This is a genomic window from Tianweitania sediminis (assembly GCF_017813335.1).
GTDB classification, from domain to species: domain Bacteria; phylum Pseudomonadota; class Alphaproteobacteria; order Rhizobiales; family Rhizobiaceae; genus Tianweitania; species Tianweitania sediminis.
Genome location: NZ_JAGIYY010000001.1, coordinates 118173 through 137628 on the forward strand (window position 1 = coordinate 118173; position 19456 = coordinate 137628).

Genomic DNA, 19456 nt, shown 5'->3' on the forward strand with positions numbered 1-19456 from the left:
CACCACCACGTTCCTTCTGTTTCAGAGCTTCCGTTGACCGCCATTCGCCTTGATCGCCTTACCCGTCGCTTCGGTTCCTCGGTTGCGCTCGACAGCGTGTCGCTCGATCTCCAACCAGGCTCCTTTACCGCCCTTCTCGGCCCATCCGGTTGCGGCAAGACCACGCTTCTGCGCCTTATCGCGGGCTTCGAAACGCCGAGCGAGGGCTCGGTCTGGTTCGGTGACCGGATGATGGCTGGAGACCAGGTTCTTGTTGCGCCGGAACAGCGCGGCATCGGCATCGTGTTTCAATCTTACGCCTTATGGCCTCATCTCGATGTCGCGGGGAATGTCGGCTATCCCCTGCGCATGCGCGGCACTGCGCGAAGCGCCGCCAACCGGCAGGTCGATGAGGTACTGGAGATCGTCGGGCTGACGGGTTTCGGCGCACGCCGGATCGATGAGTTGTCCGGCGGGCAGCGGCAACGCGTTGCGCTTGCCCGCTGCCTCGTCGGCAACAACGGTATCATCCTGTTTGATGAACCGCTTGCGAACCTGGACATGCATCTGCGGGCAACGATGGTGGACGTGTTCCGTGACATCCACCAGCGCACGAAGGCCACGATCGTTTATGTCACGCATGATCAGGCCGAAGCGCTCGCGCTCGCGGACAAGGTCGCGGTCATGGAACGCGGCCGGGTGCTGCAATATGCGGCGCCGACCGCCGTTTACCATCAACCAGCCGATATGGCGGTGGCCCGCTTCGTCGGGCGTGGCAACCTCGTGCCAGCGGTGGCGCAGGTCGACGGCAGCGTCCTCCTTGCCGGACACCGGTTTCAGGCGCGGGCAAGCGAGGCTTTTTCCGGCCCGGCACACGTTCTCCTTCGTCCGGAAGCGCTGCGGCTCGGCGAAGAGGGTTTACCGGCACGGGTGATGTCGTCGACGTACCGCGGCCCGGTGCATGAACTGCGGCTCAGCCTGACCGGAGAGGCCGGCGAATTGGTGGTGGATCACCCGGCTCCCGTTGCCAGCGGGACAGATGTCCGGGTAGCCGTGGCCGACGCCTGGGCAATGCCGGGCTGAGGGTCGGAAGCGCTTTGCTTCAGCGCCAAGGCAGGACGCCGCCGGGCAGCCTGCGGGCAAATCGGTCGAGAACAGCAAGCAAGGCGACCACCACCACGATGCTGGCAACCGCGATGGCGGCCGCCTGCGTGCCGAGCCCCGCTTCTTCCAAGCTGAACAGAACCACGCCCAGCGTTTCGTTGCCGCTCGACCAAAGAAGCGCCGAAACGGTGAGTTCGTTGAAGGCGCTCATAAAGACGAGCAGCGCGCCCGCCAATGCGGCCGGCGCAACGAGCGGCGCCGTAATCGTCAAGGCGCGCCTGATCGGGCCAGCGCCTGCGGCAGCGGCGGCTTCCGTGAGTTCGGCCGGCAACTGGTTCACTGCCGTCGTGATCGGCTTCATCGCTAGCGTCAGAAAGCGCATGCAGTAAGCGATCAGGATGATCGCGGCCGTGGCATAAAGGCTGCCGATCAACGGCAGTGGCCGCAAAAACAGGAGGATGCAGGCAATCGCCAGAACGATGCCCGGCACCGCATAGGGCAGATCGATGACGCCGTGAAGGATGCGCTGGTGACGCTGCGAAAAGCGCTCCAGCACAACAGCAAGCGGCACGGCACCCAGCGCCAGGATCAAGGCTGCCCCGGCCGACAACAGCGTCGAGTTGCGAAACGCGCGCATGGTTGACGCTTGCCGGGTCAGGACTTCGGCGAAATTGCCCACGGTTGCGGTTTCCGCCGTCAGGGGAACCCCAAATGCCGGCACGAAAGCCGTGGTGAGAAGCGCCAGCGCCGGCAGCACCAGAATAGCCGTGATCACCAGCGCGCCTACCATCGCGAGTGGCACACGCCAGCGGCCAAGGGCAAACTGGGCCGGAAGGCCTCCTGCGAAGCGCGCGCTGTGGTCGCGCACCGCCAGCGCCTGAACCGCGGTTCCCGCCAGAGCCAGCGCCGAAATCAGGATCGACAGGCCCGCCATTTGCGGCAGGACGCTCGGCCCGTAGCTCGCCATCTGCTGATAGATGAGCGTTGGCAAAGTGAGGTAGTTCACCGGCATGCCGAGCAGGGCCGGGATGCCGAAATTGCCGATCCCCGACACAAAGGCGAGCGCCGCCGCTGCAATCAGGTAAGGGCGAAGCAGGGGCAGAACCACGGTGAAAAGCGCGCGCATCTGCGTGGCGCCGGCTGCGCGCGCTGCTTCCAGAAAGTCGCGCGGCACCCGCGCCAATCCTGCCCGCACGGTCACGAAAACAATCGGAGCATGCTGCACGCCGAAAAGAAGGATGATCCCGTTGCGCCCAAGCACCGGGTTCTGCGTGCCTGGCGGCGGTGCAAGACCGAGCATGCCGAGAAGCGTCGATGATGGCCCGAAAAGATGCAGCCATGACAGGGCCGTCACCTGCGGCGCAATCATCAGCGGTAGAAGAAGCAGAAAGCCAAGCGCCTTGCGGCCGGGCATGTCGGTCATGGCAACCGCAATGGCGAAGGGTATGCCGATCACCATGGCAAGCACGGCGCCAAAGAAGGAGGTGTCCAGCGTGCGCCAGGTTGCGCGCTGCGTGGAACTGCGCATCAGGCGCTCGGCAAAAGCCGATAGGTCGAGTTCACCGCCGGGCGCCACCGCCGCCAGAAGAAGGCGGGCCATAGGTAAAACGCTGAGCAGGCCGATGACTGCGAGCGCGAAGGCCGCGCCGAGCCAGAAGTTTGACCTTGAGTGTGAAAACGGGAAGAACCCGCGCTTGCGCAGCGCGGGTTCTTCAAATTGCGTTGTGGACAGGTCGGCCAGCTGATCGTCCGCCGCTTACTGGCCCATCACATCGGAGAACTTTTCCTTGTTCGCCATGTCGTCTTTCAGGGCCGCGGCCGCGTCGTAGTTCAGGACCTTGATGGTCGAGCGCTCGGGATAGCCCGCCGGCAGCGCGACATCATCACGCGCCGGGATGTAACCCTGCTCGGCAGCCAGCTTCTGCCCCTCTTCCGACATAAGGAAGTCGACGAAGGCTTTGGCGGCTTCCGGATTCTTGGCTGTGGAAAGGATTGCGACCGGCTCCGTAACCGCCGAAACGCCTTCGGCGGGGAACACGAACTCGACGGGGGCGCCCTTGGCTTTTTCGCGGATCGGCATGAAGTCGACGATCATGCCGTAAAGCTTGTCGCCGCCGCTGACCGCCTTCAGGACGTCGCCGTTGCCACCCGAAGCCTGGGCACCATTCTCGGCAAGCGCGGAGTAGAAATCCCAGCCCTGCTGCAGGTTGCCGGTCAGGGTCACCGTGTGGATCATGGCGGCGCCGGAGGTGAGCGGGCTCGGCATCACGACCTGGCCCTTGGCTTCCGGCTTGGTGAGGTCAGCCCAGCTGGTGGGCTTCATCGGCGCATTGGTGTTGTACACGATGCCCGTGGTTATCAGCTTCGTGGAAAAATAGGTCTTGTCCTTGTCGATGAGGGCTTCGTCGATGCCTTCCACCTTTGCCTCAGGATAGGCCATCAAGCGGCCTTCCTGCTTCAAGCCTTCCATCGTGACCACATCCGCGATCAGCAGGAGGTCCGGCTGTGGCTGGCCGGCCTCGATTTCTGCGCGTAGCTTGGCCAGGATCTTGGGCGTGCCATCGCGCACCCATTCAACTTCCACGCCGGGGTTTGCAGCCTTGAACGCGTCCACCGTTTGTTGGGCATCCGTGTTCGGCTGGCTGGTATACAGGACCAGCTTACCGTCTGCGGCAAAAGCCGGGAACAGAGAGCCGGCAACAAGAGCGGAAGCAATCAACAAGCGCATGGCGCGATCCTTTGCAGTTCAACTGCGGCCCGTCCTAGAGCGCGTCCTTGACAGTTCGATGACGGCCGCGGCTCCGAAATCCGGCGCTCAGCGCGCGGCCAGGACGATCTTGCCTTTGCGCCCCGGTGTTTGGCTCGCCTGCACGGCATCGCCGATCTCATCCAGGCTGAACTGGCGCTCAACCGGGAGATGAAGCTCGCCGGCAGCGGCTTCGTCCAGCAATTCCTTGCGCAACGCCAGGACGGTTTCGCGGGACAAGGAAGGCTTGGCGGCCCAGAAGCCGCGCAAGCGCAGCCCCCTGAAAAGAAGCTGCGACGGTGACACCTTGATCGACTTGGCAGACAAGGCGCCGAAATTGACGAGCTCGCCGCCATCGCCGAGGAGATCAAGCAGATCCCCCGCCGCTTCGCCTCCGACGGAATCCAGAGCGCGGATGATCGGCGCGCCACCGGTCATCTCCTTCACGCGATCGCGCCAGTCCGGCGCTTCTGTCGACACCACTGTGTCCACGCCATGCTGCGCCAGTTCCGCCACAGCGTCATCCCGCCGCACGAGGCTGATCACGTTGATGCCGCGCTTCTTGCCGAAGCGGGACACCAGCTTGCCCACCAGGCCGTTGCCGGCGTTCTGGATGATCCAGTCGCCTTCCTTCACATCCAGATCGGCCAGGATCATCTTTGCGCTGAGCGGCATCGACATAAGCTGGCAGGCGGTTTCGTTATCGAGGTTTTCGGGCACTGCTGTGAGGAACGGAGCCTCCGCGAGGTAGTATTCCGCCCAGGTGCCGGCACCGTTTCCGGTGACACGCTGCCCCACCTGCACGCCGGTGACGCCTTCACCAAGCGCGTCGACGATCCCCACCGCTTCCGTTCCCGGCACGGCGGGAAGGGTCGGCAAGGTGCCGTATACGCCCTTCACAATCATCAGGTCGTGGTTATGGATCGGCGACAACAGCATGCGCACGCGCACCTGGTTTTTCGCTGGTTCGGGCAACGGCTTGTCGACGACGCCGAGTGCCTCGCCAAAGCGGCTCAATTCCACGGCCTTCATGATGCTGCTCCACGCCACTTTCACTGCTGTCCGCAGCCATGTAGTTCGCAGGCCGCCGCGCGGCAATCGCTCAGCGCGTGTCGTTGAGGTCCAGTTGGTCGATCAAGGGTAAACCCGGCGTGAAGCGAGTGTGGCCAAGCCCCTGCGAAAACCTCCTCAGAAGCTCCGTTGTCATGTTTCGCGGTACGGGCGGCGCAAAGCGATACCCTTGCCCCAGCACACATCCCATCGACACAAGGCGCTCGGCTTGTTCCAGTGTTTCGATGCCTTCCGCCACGATCTTCATGTTCAGCTTGCTGGCGATCGACAGCAGCGCTTCCACGATGACCTCGCTGTTGCGGTCGTCCTTGAGGTTGGTCACGAAGGATCGGTCGATCTTGAGAATGTCGACAGGGAAGTGAAGAAGGTGCGTCAGGGACGCGAAGCCGGTGCCGAAGTCGTCCAGCGCGACGAGGATGCCGCGGGAACGAAGGCGCTCCACGGCATTCGCAACAAAGTCGTCGCCGGGTCCCAGATACACGGCTTCGTTGACTTCAAGGATGATGTGCTTCAGCGGCACCTCCGCGGCCGCGAAGGCGTCCACGATGCGCTGCTCGAGATCGCCCTTCTTGAAATCCGCCTGCGTGACGTTGATGCCGATGTGCTGGAACGGCAGCCCCAGGTCTAGCCAAGAGCGCACGGCGGACGCAACCTGCCCGAGCATTCGCCCCGTCAGCTCGTAAGCAAGGCGCGGGTCACTCGTCGCTTCGTGGAACTGCGCCGCCGTTTGCACCAGGCCGTTCGGCATCTGAATGCGGGCCAGAGCCTCAAGACCAACGATTGCGCCGGTATCGATGCGCACGATCGGCTGGTAGAAGGCTTCCACACGGTTTTCGTTCAAGGCACTGCCCAGTGCGCCGATCACCGCAACGCGGCGCGCCATCGATGTTTGCAGCGTTTCGCGGTAAGCCACAAAAGAACCACGGCTGTTTTCCTTGCCGTGGTAAAGCGCCATGTCGGCGTTCTGGACCAGCCGCTCAGCTTCGCCCTCGCCGGTGTAGATGGCGCCGCCAATCGTGACGGACGGGACGACCGTGTAGCCGTCGGCTTCAAACGGCAGCTCCGCCTTGGCGATCAGGGAACGCGCGACTTCCTCCATGGCTTCGGGCGTGTCGCAACCGTGCACGATCAGTCCGAACTCGTCGCCACCCAAGCGGAAAGGTTCAAGGCTGCCGCCCATGTCGCGAAGACGCGCTGCGACAGTCCTGATCAGGGCATCGCCGACAGAGTGCCCCATCATGTCGTTGGCTGCCTTGAGGTGGTCAATATCAAGGAGAAGGAGGGCGAAGTTGGCGTCGGGATCCTTCACCAGTTCGTCCACGCGGTTGTTGTAGCTCGCGCGGTTGGGTAGCTGGGACAATGTGTCGGTGAAGGCGAGTTCGTGGACCTTCAGCTGGATTTCCCGGTGCTCCAGCATGATGGCGCAGAGATTGGTCAAGCTCGCAACGATAGCGTTTTCGACGGCTGTCGGACCTCGCTTGGCCCGGTAATAGAAGGCGAAGGTGCCGAGAATGCGCGCATCGCGCGACTTGATCGGACTCGACCAGCAAGCCATCAGGCCAAGCGGCAGAACAAGATCCTTGTAATGCAACCACCGCTCATCATCGGTGATGTCCACGACGGTCACGGGCTCGCCCAGAAAGGCCGATGTGCCACAGGATCCGACTGAGGGACCGATCGCCAGCCCCGAAAAGGCGCGCGAAACGTGCACTGGCAGGCTCGGAGCAGCCAAGGTCTTCAAGTGCCGATCCGCATCCACGCAAAGGATCGAGCAAACGGTGCCTTCTGACAAGGCTTCGGCTTCCCGGCAGATCCGCTCGCTGATCAACGAGATCGGCTCGCCATAGGCGATCATTTCCAGAACTGCCGTCTGGAGCGAAACCAAGCGCGCGGCTACGTTGCTGCTGGACATCCCCGCCCCCACCCGGGACCTTGCTGCGCAAGATCCATTGGCCAAGTAGAAGCAGCGTTAGACCCGGATTCTAAAGATCTTGTTGCGTCGGAAAGAGCAAATAAGTTTTTGAATTTCGGTACTACAGCAAAGGCAAGACGAGACCACTTTGTGCTGATCGTTGCTCGGCAGCATCGTTAACCGCGCTCCCTGTTAGGGGATGGACCTTCCGTAGCCGACCAGCCACAAAGGCGGGGAGCTTCCAAGCCGTCTTAACATCAGCGATCGAGCGATGCCGCAACCGAACCGATCCCGACACCTCGACATGATCCTGGCCGCAACAGTGCTGCTGTTGTGCGCTTTCATTGCCGGTCTTTCGCTTTAAGCTGTTCCGGTGCGGGTTGCACCCGCGAGAGATGATGAGCGCTCGAGCTTCGGACCCTCTTCGCGATCGGCCTCCTGTGCAAGATCGGCCAGGAGAGAAAGGGCGACCAAAACTTCCTGCGAGCACCAGCCTGCTTTCCGTGCCCGATCGATTAGTTGCATAAACGCCGGCTCGAGCGCATCCGCACATTCTTCCCAGCGGTCCAAGCCGTCTTCAGAGGGAGCGTAGATCGTTCGCATTGCTTCACCGTATTTGATTCCTCTGAAATACGCTTGGAGTGCGGGAGAGGTTCACTGGCAGCATTGCGGATAACGGAGGGAAGTAAACCAGGGTTAACGGATCGTTGTTTTTCGTGCCTTGGCAATGCTGAAAGCGAGCATCACTATTTCTCGTGATCGAGAATGGCAGCCTTAAGAACGTCGTTCATCCGCTTTTGCCAACCCGGGCCTGTCGCCTTGAACTTCGCAAGCACCTCCGGTTCCAGTCGAAGACTGACGGGCTGCTTTGCATTTTCCAGGCGAGGCCGCCCTGGTCTTCGCGGCGCGTCCTCGCCACGCCCGCCTTCAACCGAAAGCTTCTTTGCTCCGCTGCTCAACGTGATGTTCCTCCAAGCAGATCGATCTCGCCGCAATCGATCATTTTAGTTGATGTGCGTTCACGGGGGCCGGGGCCCTTCGTCCTGTCGTCTCCCTGTCGTCGTGTTTCCTACATATTAGGATAACTGCAGAAGGGCGCGAGGCAAGGCGCGGCGGTCATCACTGATTTGCGACATTGAGCCGAAGGGCGACTACGGGCACAACGGAACAGCATCCAGATCGGGGGAATCATGCGCCTGCGCCGCATCGAGACGTTCACGAACCGCTTCATCGGCTTTGTCAGGATCACAGCCGAGGATGGGTCAACCGGCTGGGGCCAGGTGTCGACATACAACTCCGACATCACCGCGACGGTGCTGCACCGGCAGATCGCACCCTGGGTTTTGAACAGGCCTTTCGATGAAGTGGATGCGTTGACGGATCTTGTGATCGAGCGCGAACACAAGTTTCCCGGATCCTACATCAAGCGGGCGCTGGGCGGGCTCGACACGGCGATCTGGGACCTGCGCGGCAGGCGCGAAGGCAAGCCCGTAACGTCCTTGATTGGCGGCACGCCGGGTAAATTGCGGTGTTATGCGTCATCCATGCGTCGCGACATCACGCCCGAAGCGGAAGCAGACCGGTTTACGCGCCTGCGCGACGAACTCGGGTTCGACGCCTTCAAGTTCCGGGTTGCCGCAGAATACGGCCATGACGTAGACGAATGGCCAGGCCGCACGGAAACGATCATCCCGACCATCCGCAAAGCCCTTGGCAACGATGTGGCGCTTCTTGTGGATGCGAACAGCGGATTCTCGCCACAGCGGGCGATCGAAGTTGGCCGTATTCTCCAGGACAACGGCATCGAGCACTTCGAGGAACCCTGCCTTTACTGGGAGTTGGAACAAACCAAGCAAGTCACGGATGCGCTGGACATCGCCGTAACCGGCGGCGAACAGGATTGCGAACTGCCAACCTGGCAGCGGATGATCGACATGCGCGCCGTGGACATCGTGCAGCCCGACATTCTTTACCTTGGGGGGATCAGCCGAACCCTGCGGGTGTGCCGGATGGCGCAGGCGGCAGGGCTGCCGATCACGCCGCATGCCGCCAATCTGGGACTTGTCACCCTTTTCACCATGCATCTGCTGCGGGCCATCGAAGGCGCGGGCAAATATCTGGAGTTCTCCATCGAAGGACGGGACTACTACCCCTGGCAGGAGGGGTTGTTCGTTGAATCCCCGTATGCGGTGACCGACGGGCACGTCACGGTCACCGACAAACCGGGGTGGGGGATCGAGGTTTCGCCGGAATGGCTGGCGCGTTCGCAATACGAGGTCAGTGAGGTCGGATAAAGCGCTACGCCTTGCTGATCCAGAAGGAGCGCGCTCACCTGCTGAGCTTGACGCCTGGAACTACGCGCTAGGTGAAGCAGCACCTCCCGCTTCGGCAAAATCGCATCAATCGAAAGGACCCGGATCATGAACAAGCGCCCTCTCGGCCGCTCTGGTCTCGCCATCGCCCCGCTCGTGCTTGGTGGTAACGTGTTCGGCTGGACGGCCGACGAAAAATCAAGCTTTGCCGTGCTGGACGCCTTTGTGGATCAGGGTTTCGACGCGATCGACACCGCGGACGTGTATTCCGCTTGGGTTCCTGGCCACGAGGGTGGCGAGTCCGAAACCATCATCGGCAAATGGCTGAAAGCCAATCCCGCCAAGCGCGACAAGGTCGTGGTGTTCACGAAGGTCGGATCACAGCGCGGTGGTCCGAAGAGAAGCGGCCTTTCAGCGAGTTGGATCGCCACCGCGGTGGAAGCGTCGCTGAAGCGCCTGCAGGTGGACGCGATCGATCTTTACTTCTCCCATTTCCCCGACCCGAACACGCCGCATGAAGAAACCCTTGGCGCCTATGCCAAGCTCATCGAGGCAGGTAAGGTCAAAGCCATCGGCGCGTCCAACCTGGATGCCGGCCAACTCACGGCAGCACTGCGGGCTTCGGAGATCCGAAACCTGCCGCGTTACGAGGTGCTGCAGCCCGAATACAATCTTTATGACCGCGATGGCTTCGACGGCCCTCTGCGCGACCTGTGCCTGCGCGAAAATCTCGGCGTCGTGACCTATTTCAGCCTCGCTTCAGGCTTCCTGTCCGGCAAGTACCGGAGCGAAGCCGACCTTGGGCAAAGCCAGCGCGGCGGCGCGGTCGGCAAATATCTCGACGAGCGGGGCATGCGGATCCTGGCGGCACTCGACCAGGTTTCGGCCGCACATGATGCCAGGCCCGCTGAGATCGCGCTCGCCTGGTTGATGGCTCAGCCCGCTGTGACGGCGCCGATTGCCAGCGCCACCAAGGTGGATCATGTCGAGAGCTTCGGCCAGGCTGCCCGCCTGACGCTTTCGCCTGAGGACCTGGCAGCACTGGACCGGGCCAGTTCCTGACGAACAACTGGTGCGGGCGGCGGGTTCAAGCGCCGCCTTCCCCCTCTTCCTCGAGAACCGCGTCGGACTCGGATTCCAGCGCTGCGGCGTCTTCCACCTTCAGGCCGAACCGCGCTGCGACATCGGGGCCGTAGCGCAACAGGTCGGGTCGCAAGCGCAGAAGTGCCAGATCCTTGGATTTGGCTTCCAGCATGACATCGAAGTTCAGACCTTCCGCAATCCGCATGAAGGTGATGAATTCGAATGGATTGCAGAAGTCGGCATGACCGGTGTTGACGGGGGCAACGAGCTTCACGGTCTTCTTCTTTGTTTTCTTGTCGATCCGGATCTGCTCGCGCAACTCCGTGCGAGGCGAGGAAAAATGCAGCTTCGGCTGCTGACCGTCCGGCCATGTCCGCAAGATTGCTTCGAGCGTTTGGCGCATGTCGGCGCGCTCGGGATTGAGGCACCAGAAGTGCTGGTGGTCAAAGATCAGGCGCACGCCCGTGTGCTCATGGATCCAAAGCACGTCGGCTGCGGAAAATCTGAGATCGTCATGCTCCAGAACAAGGCGGCGCTTTACCGGCTCCGGCAGCGTCTTCCAGGTATCGACCCAGCGCTGGCGGGCAGCCGGAATGTCGCCATAGGTACCGCCGACATGGATCACCATCACGGCTTCGGGCCCAAGCTCCATCCGGTCGAGCATCTCAGCTTGGCTGACGAGATCCCAGGTGCTTTTGCGCACCAGTTCGGGGTCGGGGCTGTTCAGCACCACGAACTGGGACGGATGAAACGACAAACGGATGTCGAGGCGCCTGGACTTTTCGCCGACCGCGCGCAGTTCCGCATCGCTTTCCGCCACCATGGTGTGGAACTGCGGCATATCAGGATGGGTCGCATAAGGCGCCAGATCCGACGACATCCGGTACATCCGCATGTCGTGGCGGTCGAGGTGATCGAGGATGGCGTCGATATATTCGAGCGAAACCTTGAGATGCGGATTGCTGGCCGCACGCCGGCTGTCATTGCTCTTCAGGTCGTCGCGTCCCATCACCTTGACGGGAAAGCCGAGCCGCGAAATGCGAGAAATCATGAAGTCTCCGGGATGACGGCTTGGGTGAAGCCGAGTGAACTGATGAAGGCGTTCCAGTCTGCGATGCGCAAAGCGCCTCCCGAGGCGGCGCGATGGCCATTGCCATATTGCTCGTCGGCACCCGGCGGCCGGTGCCCGGCAAGGAACTGGAGGATGTCCGTATGATTGGAGGATCGTGCGGCGAAATGCACCCAGCCGTGCCGGTAGCCGGCGTTTGCGGCAACCACGATGCTCGTTTTCAGCCGGCTGCGCCATTGTTGCGCGATGAGCGGATGGATCTGGCAGGGTGAACTGAAGAAGATGAGAGCGACATCCCCCACGATCTTGGGTGCCACCTTGCGCGCGCCCTCGAGCGCCATGCGCACCTCATCCTTTGCCGCTAGAAGCGTCGCGGTCTCCTCGTGCTGGCCAGACAGAACCGCTTTCGGGCCATCCGCCTTCAACAGGAGGTCCAGCGCCGGATAGGAGTTGGCTTCTGCTGTGCGCCGCGGCGCGTTCACGAGAGAAGCGGCCTTCCGCAAAGCCGTAACGCCATAACGGGCGCGGGCTTCAACCATTTCCGCGAAACCGTAATCTTCCGCCATGTCGCCGATGATGCCGATGGCCGCGAGCCAAAGCAGCCCCTCGGCTTGCCCGATGGCTTGGGCGCAGCGGTAAGCGAGCAGGCTGGACGTCGGGATCGGGTCATCCGCAAAGCCGGAGATCACCGTTGCCGCTTCCGGCACGCCCGTGGGCGCATGGTGGTCAACGAGAATTGTGGGTATTGCCGGCAGCGCGACACGGCTCGACACGCCAAGATCCGCAATTACGAGGCCACTCGGCCGTTGTTGCTGCACCTCGTTCACGAAAGCAGCGGAAAAGGCGTTTTCCCCTTTGCCGACGATCCGCCCGTGCGGCTGTTTGCCTTGGCGGCGCAGCGCCGTCAGCAGGATTGCTCCCGCCGCAAGGCCATCCGCATCATTGTGAAAGGCGACCAGCGGTTGGTTGCCGAGCGTTTCGGCTGCATCAGGGAAGGCTTCGGGCCGCGGAAAGCCTGGATCATGGTTGTTCTGCATCGTGCAACCAACGCAACTTTCCCCGAAACGATCCTCGCATTGCTGCCAGCACTCGCCATATCGGCTATCCCCTTTTCACAGAAGGCAAGCGTCGATTCGGAACCCATGGAAACGACCCTCTACAAACCCGTGAAGCGCTTTCTGGAAAGCCGCGGCTTCAGCGTGAAGGGAGAGATCGGCCATTGCGACGTGGTCGGGCTGATCGACGGCGAAGCGCCGGTAGTGGTCGTTTGTGAACTGAAGATGCAGTTCAACATGGACCTCGTGCTGCAGGCCGTCGACCGCGCGGGCGTGTGCGACGAGGTTTGGCTTGCTGCGCGAATGTCCAAGCGAGGGCGTGGGCGTGAACACGACCCGCGGTTCCGCGCTCTTTGCCGAAGGCTTGGCTTCGGCCTGCTGGGCGTCAGCGCCAACGGGTCGGTAGACATGCTGCTCAGCCCGGCGGCCTTGCCGCCGCGCCGCGATCCGCGCCGCAGGTCGCGCCTTGTGGAAGAACACCGGCAAAGGCGTGGCGATCCAGCCGAAGGGGGCAGCTCGCGCCAGCCGATCATGACGGCCTATCGCCAGGAGGCCCTCGCCTGTGCGTCCGCGCTCAGCGATGGGCCGAAGCGGCCGCGCGATCTTCGCCCGGCCAATCCCAACGTCCAGAAGATCCTGCACCGCAACGTTTATGGCTGGTTCGCACGCCGCGAGCGCGGCATCTACGAACTGACCGATGCCGGGCGCGCTGCCCTTCTGCGGTGGCCGGTTGCCGCCGACTGATCAGGCCCGCGCGGCCGCAAGGATCAGGCCTGCCGCCTTTTCCGCGATCATCATCGTCGGGGCGTTGGTGTTGCCGGACGTGATGGTGGGCATCACGGAAGCATCCACCACGCGCAGCCGTTCGAGCCCGTGGACCCGCAGGTCCTTGTCGACAACGGCCATGGCATCTGACCCCATGCGGGCTGTTCCGACAGGATGGAAGATCGTGGTGCCAAGCTTCTGCGCCGCCAGAAGGAGACCTTCATCGTCCGTGATGTCAGCGCCGGGCTTCAGTTCCCTGGGCTGGTAGGGTGCCATCGCCCTTGTTTGGAACAAGCGCCGCGCAAAACGCAGGGCTTCCACCGCGACCGCCCTGTCTTCCGGCGTGGACAAGTAGTTGGGCGCGATCTTCGGTGTTTCGGCGGGGTTCTTCGATCGCAGCGTCACCGACCCGCGGCTGGTGGGGCGCAGGTTGCAAACGGATGCCGTAACGCCCGGAAAATCATGCAACCGCTCGCCGAGCCGTTCCGTGGACAAGGGCTGGACATGGAACTCGAGGTTCGGCGTCTCGTAGCGCTCGGCACTTCTTGCGAAGATCCCGAGTTGGCTCGGCGCCATGGTGAGCGGCCCGGTGCGCCAAAGCGCAAATTCCAGGCCCATCTTCATTCGACCAAGGAGCGAGTTTGCGAGTTCGTTCAGCGTCTGGATGCCGGATACGCCATAAACGGCGCGGATCTGCAGATGGTCCTGCAGATTGCGGCCGACACCCGGCAGATGATGAACCGAAGCGACGCCATGCCCCGCGAGCGTCTCGGCATCGCCGATGCCGCTCAGCTGCAGGATGTGCGGCGAACCGACGGCGCCGGCGCTGAGGATCACTTCGCGCGCAGCCGTCGCCAGCATCTCCTTGCCACCTTGACGGTACGCGATGCCGGTGGCGCGGCCGCCGTCCTTCACCGTCACCCGCTCGACAGTCGCCTTCGTGGTGATCTTGAGGTTCGGCCGCTTGCGGGCAGGATTAAGAAAAGCGCGTGTCGCACTCCAGCGGAAGCCGTTCTTCTGGGTGACGTGGAAGAAGCCGACGCCTTCATTGTCGCCCGTGTTGAAGTCGGTGGTGGCCGGGACGCCGATCTCCACCGCGGCTTCCTTGATCGCCTCCAGAACTTCCCATTTCAGCCGCTGGCGTTCGACGCGCAGCTCGCCATCGGCACCGTGGAATGCGTTTTCACCGTCATAGAAGCGCTCGAACTTCTTGAACAGGGGAAGCACGTCGTCCCAGCCCCAGCCGGTGTTTCCGGCCTGCGCCCAGCCGTCATAATCCTGCGCCTGGCCGCGCATGTAGATCATGCCGTTGATGGAGGACGAGCCGCCCAGAACCTTGCCGCGGGCATAGCCGATCGCCCGCCCACCAAGGCCGGCTTCGACCTCCGTCTGAAACAGCCAGTCGGTGCGCGGATTGCCGATCGTGTAGAGATAGCCCACGGGAATGTGGATCCAGTGGTAGAGATCCCGACCACCAGCCTCCAGCAGCAACACGCGCGTGTTCGGATCAGCCGATAGGCGGTTCGCGAGCACGCAGCCCGCTGAACCAGCGCCCACGATGATATAGTCGAAGCTTTCCGTTTCCCGCGCAGCCACAGGTTCCTCCCCGAACGAGCTTACGGCGTTCTGGACTCACCCGCGCCGTTCTGCAACCGCTTCACTTGGGTTCGTTGTGTTCCAGGAGCCGGAACCACTCGGCATAAGGGGTATTCGTCACGAGCTTGCGGTTGAAGTCCGGGGCGCCGTCATCCCACCACGGTGTCCCGCGCTCTCCGAGCGCCACCTTGGCGGCATCGACCTGCGACCGCGCCGCTGATTCATCCGCTTCGGAACCCCGGCGCCTGGCCGTTGCAACGGCACGCCGGGCCGTCATCAGTTCCGCAACGAGCTCGGCGCGCCGCTCTGTTGAGAGCCGCGGATCGCTGGTGCGCCAAAGGCGACCTTTCACAACGAAGTACCGGCCATCCGGTGTAACCGGGTACTTCATCCTGGGAAACGCGCGCCCTTACTCAGCTGGGGCGGGAACAGGCGCAGGCCCGGCTGAACGGTCGGGATCGTGCTTGATCTCCTTGGCGGCAATCAGGGTGTAGAACATCGGCACCACGAAGAGCGTGAACAGCGTGCCGATCAACAGCCCCGTGAAGATCACCAGCCCCATCGACGAGCGCGCGGCCGCACCCGCACCAGAGGCGGTGATCAGCGGGACCACGCCGAAGGCCATGGCCGCTGTTGTCATCAGGATCGGGCGCAGACGGATCTTGGCGGAGCTGATGATCGCCTCGAACCGGTTCATGCCGTGCTCCTCCCGTTGCTGGTTGGCGAATTCCACCAGAAGGATGCCGTGCTTGGTGATGATGCCAATCAGCGTGATCAGACCGACCTGAGTGTAGATGTTCAGCGTTCCCAGGCCCAGATTGAGCGGCAGGATCGCGCCGAAGATCGACAGCGGCACCGACATCATGATGATCAGCGGATCGCGGAAGCTTTCGAACTGCGCTGCAAGCACCAGATAGATCACCACCACGGCGGCCGCGAAAGCGAGCAGGATCGTGTTGCCCTGCTCCACTTCCAGCCGCGATTGCCCGGAATAGTCGATGAAGTAGCCGTCGGGCAGCAGCGGTCGCGCGATCTGCTCGATGGTCGCCAACCCGTCGCCGGTGGTGACGCCCGGCACGGGCAGAGCCGAGATCGTGGCCGAGTTCAGCTGGTTGAACTGCTCGATGGCGGTTGCCGCAACGCCCGTGTTGATCGACACCACCGCCGACAGGGGCACCATCTCACCCGTGGCACTGCGCACAAAGAAGTCGCCCAGCCGCTCGGGGTTGCTGCGATACTCGTCCGGCACCTGCATGATGATATCGTAGCTGTTGGACTCGCGGTCGAACTGCGCCACGGGATTGCCGCCAACCAGCAGGCTCAAGGTCGTGCCGATGTCGCGCACCGAGATGTTGAGCGCTGCCGCACGATCCCGGTCGATGGTGATCACGACCTGCTGCGCGTTGAAGTTCAGCGAGTTCTGGACGATGATGAAGCGGCCAGAAGCCTGCGCTTCCTGGCGCACCTGTTCGGCAACTTCATAAAGGCGGCTTGCTTCGCCGGTTGTTTGCAACACCACCGAAATCGGCAGCCCACCGCCGGCACCCGGCAGCGAAGGCGGCGCAAACACCAGCGCCTGCACGCCCGCAACTTTCGACAAGCGGGCCTGGATGTCCTGCTGGATCTCCTTTTGCGAACGCTCGCGATCGGCCCAATCCTTGAAGGCCCAAAGCGCGATGCCGGAGTTGGTCGCCCCGCCGAAGCCGACAATGGAAAAGTTGGCGCGCAGTTCGGGAATATCTTCCGTCAAGGCGCGCATCTGGTCGGTGTAGGTCTTGGTGTAATCGGAGGTCGCATAAGACGGCCCCGTCACCAGCGAGAACAACGCGCCCTCGTCTTCTTCCGGCGCGAGTTCCCCCGACGTCTTGGTGAACATGAAGCCGGTCAGCCCCACGAGGACGACCACCATCAACAGCGTGACCGGCCGGTACTTCAGCGAGCCCGTCACCCAGCGCTCATAAACATTCGCGAGACGGTCCGAGGTGCGATCCACAAAGCGCTGGAAACGGCTGTGGTTGCCGCGCTTCAGAAGCCTCGCCGACATCATCGGCGTGATGGTGAGCGCAATGATGCCCGACAGGATCACCGAGCCCGCAAGCGTCACCGCAAACTCACGGAAGAGGGAGCCGGTGAGGCCGCCGGTGAAAGCCAGCGGTGCGAACACGGCCGCCAACGTGATGGTCATCGCGATCACCGGACCGGTGATTTCGCGCATGCCCTTGAACGCGGCCTGGCGGGGCTCAAGCCCTTCCTCAATGTGACGGTGGATGTTTTCCACCACGACGATCGCATCGTCCACCACAAGGCCGATCGCCAGAACCATGGCAAGAAGCGAAAGCAGGTTGATGGAATAGCCGAAGGCAAGAAGAACCGTGCAAACGCCGATCAGCGACAAGGGGATCGTGATGATCGGCATCACCACGGAGCGGAACGAGCCGAGGAACAGCAGGATCACCACCACCACGATCGCAACGGCTTCGGCGATGGTCGTAAAGACTTCCTCGATGGAGGCGCTGATCGCTTCGGTCGCATTATACATCAACGTCAGCGTCATGCCTTCCGGCAAGGAGGCCTGGATGGCGGGCAGTTCGTCCAGAACGGCGTTGGCGGTGTCGAGCGGGTTGGCATCGGGCGTCGGAAACACGCCGATAAAGGTGCCGGGCTTCCCGTTGAAGGTGACGATCATGTCGTTGCTTGCGGCGCCGAGTTCCACATCGGCCACGTCGCGCAAGCGTACGACCTCGTCGCCTTCTGCCTTCAACGGCAGGGCGCCAAACGCTTCGGGCGATTGCAGCGTCGATTCAACGGTGATCGCGTAGGAAACATATTCATTCTGCGTGCGTCCGGGCGCCGCCAGGAAGTTGGACGCACTGATGGCCGACAACACCTCGGCCGCCGTGAGCCCGCGGGATGCAAGGCGTACCGGATCGATCCACACGCGCATCGAATATTCGGCCGCACCCATGATCTGGATTTCCGCCACGCCCGGAATGGTGGACATGCGCGGGCGGATCACGCGCTCGATGTATTCGGTGACCTGTTCATTGGTCATGTTCGGGTTCTGAAGCGCCAGATACATGCTGGCGAACTGCTGCCCGGTGCCCTTCACGATGATCGGGTCGTCTGACTCCGAAGGCAGCGAACCGCGCACCTGGTTGACCTTGGAAATCACCTCGGTGAGCGCAGCGTCCGGGTCGGAGCCCAGGTTCATGTTCACCGTCACCACGCTGGCGGAGGGACGGCTTTGCGAGGTGACGTAGTTGATGTTTTCCGTGGTCGCGGCGGCACGCGCGATCGGCGAGGTGATGAAGCCCTGGATCAGCTCGGCATTGGCGCCGGGATAGGTCGTGGTGACCGTGATCACCGTTTCCTCGACTTCCGGATATTGCCGCACGGCGAGGTTCACCAGCGACTGAAGGCCGAGCAGCAGGATCAGGAGACCGAGCACCGTTGAAAGAACGGGCCGGCGGATGAAGATGCCGGAAATGCTCATTGCTGCGACACCTGCTGCGGTGCACCCGCGCCGTTTCCGTCCGCGGCAGGGTTGACCGTGTTGTCGACCGCGACGGGCGTGCCGTTGCTCAAGCGGTTCTGGCCAGCGGTGATCACGACATCGCCCACATTGAGGCCGCTTCGGATCTCGACATCAGGACCGTTGCGGCGCCCGACCTGTACAAACACCTGCGCAGCCTGCTGCGTCGCCGGCGCGGCCTGCGGCTGTGTTGCCCCTTCGGCTGCTTCCCCTTCCGCTCCTGCCGCTGGGACAGGTGCCGCTCCCTGCTGCGCTTCCGGGTTTTCCTGCGCTGCTTCCGGCTGGATCGGACGGACCAGATACACGTAGTCGCCGTAAAGGCTCGTCACCACCGCCGTTTGTGGCAGGATCATCACGTTGTCTTCCGTTGGAAGCTGGACTTCGATCTGGGCGAACTGACCTGGTGCCAAGGTCTGCTCCGGGTTTTCGATGGCCGCGCGCACCGAAACGAGCCGGCTCGCAGGATCAATGCGCGGGTCGATGCCCGTGATCTCGCCTTCGAATCGCGTGTTCGTTCCGTCGAGCGACACCACCACCGGTTGACCGATGCGGATCTGGCTCAAGCGCTGTTCCGGCACGGTGAAGTCGGCCCGCATCAGATCGAGATCCTGCAACGTCACCACAGTTGTGCCGGGCTGGAGGTATTGGCCGACATCAACCCGCGGGATGCCAACCGTGCCGCTGAACGGCGCACGCAGCTGCTTCTGAGACAGGACGGCCTCGGCCTTCTGGACCTGTGCCGACGACGCCTGAGCTGCGGCCTGGGCGGCTTCGAGCGACACGCTGGTGCCGACACCGCGCTGTTGCAATTCCTGAGCGCGCTGCAGGGTTTGCTGGTCGAGGTCAGCCTGGGTGCGGGCCGCCGCCAGGTCTGCGCGTTGGACTGCATCATCCAGTTGCACAAGCACGTCCCCCGCTTCGACGCGCTGGTTCGCTTCGAAATTGACGGCTGTGATGATGCCGGCATTCTCCACCGTCAGTTCCACGCCGCGGTTTGCACTGATCGTGCCGATCGCCCCGATGGAGGGCGTCCAGCTTCGAGGCTCCACCGTAACCGTGGAAACGGTGGCTGTCGGTGTCGGCATGTTTGCGAAGAAGTCTTGGATCGCCTGGTCCCGGAACATGTTGAAGCCAACGATGCCGCCGCCAACCAGGGCAAGCAGAACAATGGCAATCAGGAAACGCTTGATCATGATCCGAGCTCAACCACGCTTTGCCGGACGCATGGGAAA

At 62.6% G+C, this 19456-nt stretch carries 15 protein-coding genes; 4 read left to right on the forward strand and 11 right to left on the reverse strand.

The genetic code is table 11. The annotated features are described in order from the left end of the window. Window positions 1-33 precede the first annotated feature (33 nt). Window positions 34-1062: an ABC transporter ATP-binding protein gene (locus tag J5Y06_RS00540; RefSeq protein WP_209333175.1), complete on the forward strand. Its 1029-nt coding sequence runs from the start codon at window positions 34-36 to the stop codon at window positions 1060-1062. A 19-nt stretch (window positions 1063-1081) separates the two neighbouring features. Here the strand turns inward: J5Y06_RS00540 and J5Y06_RS00545 are convergent, their stop codons facing one another. The 5 genes from J5Y06_RS00545 to J5Y06_RS00565 form a co-directional block, all read right to left on the reverse strand. Then, window positions 1082-2683: an ABC transporter permease gene (locus J5Y06_RS00545; protein ID WP_209333176.1), complete on the reverse strand. Its 1602-nt coding sequence runs from the start codon at window positions 2681-2683 to the stop codon at window positions 1082-1084. A 156-nt stretch (window positions 2684-2839) separates the two neighbouring features. Next, window positions 2840-3811, reverse strand: a complete 972-nt coding sequence (locus J5Y06_RS00550) for an ABC transporter substrate-binding protein (protein WP_209333177.1) — start codon at window positions 3809-3811, stop codon at window positions 2840-2842. An 87-nt stretch (window positions 3812-3898) separates the two neighbouring features. Beyond that, on the reverse strand, window positions 3899-4861 hold the full coding sequence (locus J5Y06_RS00555; protein WP_209333178.1) for a zinc-binding dehydrogenase: 963 nt from the start codon (window positions 4859-4861) through the stop codon (window positions 3899-3901). Between the two features lie 70 nt (window positions 4862-4931). Continuing rightward, a complete protein-coding gene (locus J5Y06_RS00560) occupies window positions 4932-6812 on the reverse strand; it encodes a putative bifunctional diguanylate cyclase/phosphodiesterase (RefSeq protein WP_209333179.1) in 1881 nt (626 codons plus the stop codon). Window positions 6813-7558: 746 nt separating this feature from the next. Next, complete coding sequence (locus J5Y06_RS00565; protein ID WP_209333180.1) at window positions 7559-7807, reverse strand: BrnA antitoxin family protein; 249 nt, start codon at window positions 7805-7807, stop codon at window positions 7559-7561. Window positions 7808-8002: 195 nt separating this feature from the next. Between J5Y06_RS00565 and J5Y06_RS00570 the strand changes: the two genes are divergently transcribed. Beyond that, the gene (locus J5Y06_RS00570) at window positions 8003-9106 is read left to right on the forward strand and encodes a mandelate racemase/muconate lactonizing enzyme family protein (protein ID WP_209333181.1); all 1104 of its coding nucleotides are present in this window, start codon (window positions 8003-8005) and stop codon (window positions 9104-9106) included. 126 nt (window positions 9107-9232) lie between these two features. Continuing rightward, on the forward strand, window positions 9233-10186 hold the full coding sequence (locus J5Y06_RS00575) for an aldo/keto reductase (RefSeq protein ID WP_209333182.1): 954 nt from the start codon (window positions 9233-9235) through the stop codon (window positions 10184-10186). A 25-nt stretch (window positions 10187-10211) separates the two neighbouring features. Here the strand turns inward: J5Y06_RS00575 and uvsE are convergent, their stop codons facing one another. Then, window positions 10212-11258: a UV DNA damage repair endonuclease UvsE gene (gene uvsE / locus J5Y06_RS00580; protein WP_209333183.1), complete on the reverse strand. Its 1047-nt coding sequence runs from the start codon at window positions 11256-11258 to the stop codon at window positions 10212-10214. Beyond that, on the reverse strand, window positions 11255-12313 hold the full coding sequence (locus tag J5Y06_RS00585; RefSeq protein WP_209333184.1) for a DHH family phosphoesterase: 1059 nt from the start codon (window positions 12311-12313) through the stop codon (window positions 11255-11257). Before J5Y06_RS00585 ends, uvsE begins: the two co-directional genes overlap by 4 nt. A gap of 105 nt (window positions 12314-12418) precedes the next feature. On the opposite strand from J5Y06_RS00585, the gene J5Y06_RS00590 reads away from it, so the two are divergent. Beyond that, the gene (locus J5Y06_RS00590) at window positions 12419-13075 is read left to right on the forward strand and encodes a DUF2161 domain-containing phosphodiesterase (protein WP_209334298.1); all 657 of its coding nucleotides are present in this window, start codon (window positions 12419-12421) and stop codon (window positions 13073-13075) included. Here J5Y06_RS00590 and J5Y06_RS00595 read toward each other — a convergent pair whose 3' ends face one another. The 4 genes from J5Y06_RS00595 to J5Y06_RS00610 all read right to left on the reverse strand — a co-directional run bounded on the left by J5Y06_RS00595 (window position 13076) and on the right by J5Y06_RS00610 (window position 19417). Continuing rightward, on the reverse strand, window positions 13076-14692 hold the full coding sequence (locus J5Y06_RS00595; protein ID WP_209333185.1) for a GMC family oxidoreductase: 1617 nt from the start codon (window positions 14690-14692) through the stop codon (window positions 13076-13078). 61 nt (window positions 14693-14753) lie between these two features. Beyond that, entirely contained in the window at window positions 14754-15083 is a 330-nt protein-coding gene (locus tag J5Y06_RS00600) for a hypothetical protein (protein ID WP_209333186.1), read from the reverse strand. Between the two features lie 18 nt (window positions 15084-15101). Next, window positions 15102-18185, reverse strand: a complete 3084-nt coding sequence (locus J5Y06_RS00605) for an efflux RND transporter permease subunit (protein ID WP_209333187.1) — start codon at window positions 18183-18185, stop codon at window positions 15102-15104. After that, window positions 18182-19417, reverse strand: coding sequence for an efflux RND transporter periplasmic adaptor subunit (locus J5Y06_RS00610; RefSeq protein ID WP_209333188.1), 1236 nt, complete (start codon window positions 19415-19417; stop codon window positions 18182-18184). Before J5Y06_RS00610 ends, J5Y06_RS00605 begins: the two co-directional genes overlap by 4 nt. Between the last annotated feature and the right edge of the window lie 39 nt (window positions 19418-19456).

Excerpts from the sequence above, each read along its gene's own strand:
- J5Y06_RS00545 (WP_209333176.1), bottom strand. The coding sequence starts at position 2,683 with ATGGCCCGCCTTCTTCTGGCGGCGGTGGCGCCCGGCGGTGAACTCGAC.
- J5Y06_RS00550 (WP_209333177.1), bottom strand. The coding sequence starts at position 3,811 with ATGCGCTTGTTGATTGCTTCCGCTCTTGTTGCCGGCTCTCTGTTCCCG.
- J5Y06_RS00555 (WP_209333178.1), bottom strand. The coding sequence starts at position 4,861 with ATGAAGGCCGTGGAATTGAGCCGCTTTGGCGAGGCACTCGGCGTCGTC.
- J5Y06_RS00560 (WP_209333179.1), bottom strand. The coding sequence starts at position 6,812 with ATGTCCAGCAGCAACGTAGCCGCGCGCTTGGTTTCGCTCCAGACGGCA.
- J5Y06_RS00570 (WP_209333181.1), top strand. The coding sequence starts at position 8,003 with ATGCGCCTGCGCCGCATCGAGACGTTCACGAACCGCTTCATCGGCTTT.
- J5Y06_RS00575 (WP_209333182.1), top strand. The coding sequence starts at position 9,233 with ATGAACAAGCGCCCTCTCGGCCGCTCTGGTCTCGCCATCGCCCCGCTC.
- uvsE (WP_209333183.1), bottom strand. The coding sequence starts at position 11,258 with ATGATTTCTCGCATTTCGCGGCTCGGCTTTCCCGTCAAGGTGATGGGA.
- J5Y06_RS00585 (WP_209333184.1), bottom strand. The coding sequence starts at position 12,313 with ATGCAGAACAACCATGATCCAGGCTTTCCGCGGCCCGAAGCCTTCCCT.
- J5Y06_RS00590 (WP_209334298.1), top strand. The coding sequence starts at position 12,419 with ATGGAAACGACCCTCTACAAACCCGTGAAGCGCTTTCTGGAAAGCCGC.
- J5Y06_RS00600 (WP_209333186.1), bottom strand. The coding sequence starts at position 15,083 with ATGAAGTACCCGGTTACACCGGATGGCCGGTACTTCGTTGTGAAAGGT.
- J5Y06_RS00605 (WP_209333187.1), bottom strand. The coding sequence starts at position 18,185 with ATGAGCATTTCCGGCATCTTCATCCGCCGGCCCGTTCTTTCAACGGTG.
- J5Y06_RS00610 (WP_209333188.1), bottom strand. The coding sequence starts at position 19,417 with ATGATCAAGCGTTTCCTGATTGCCATTGTTCTGCTTGCCCTGGTTGGC.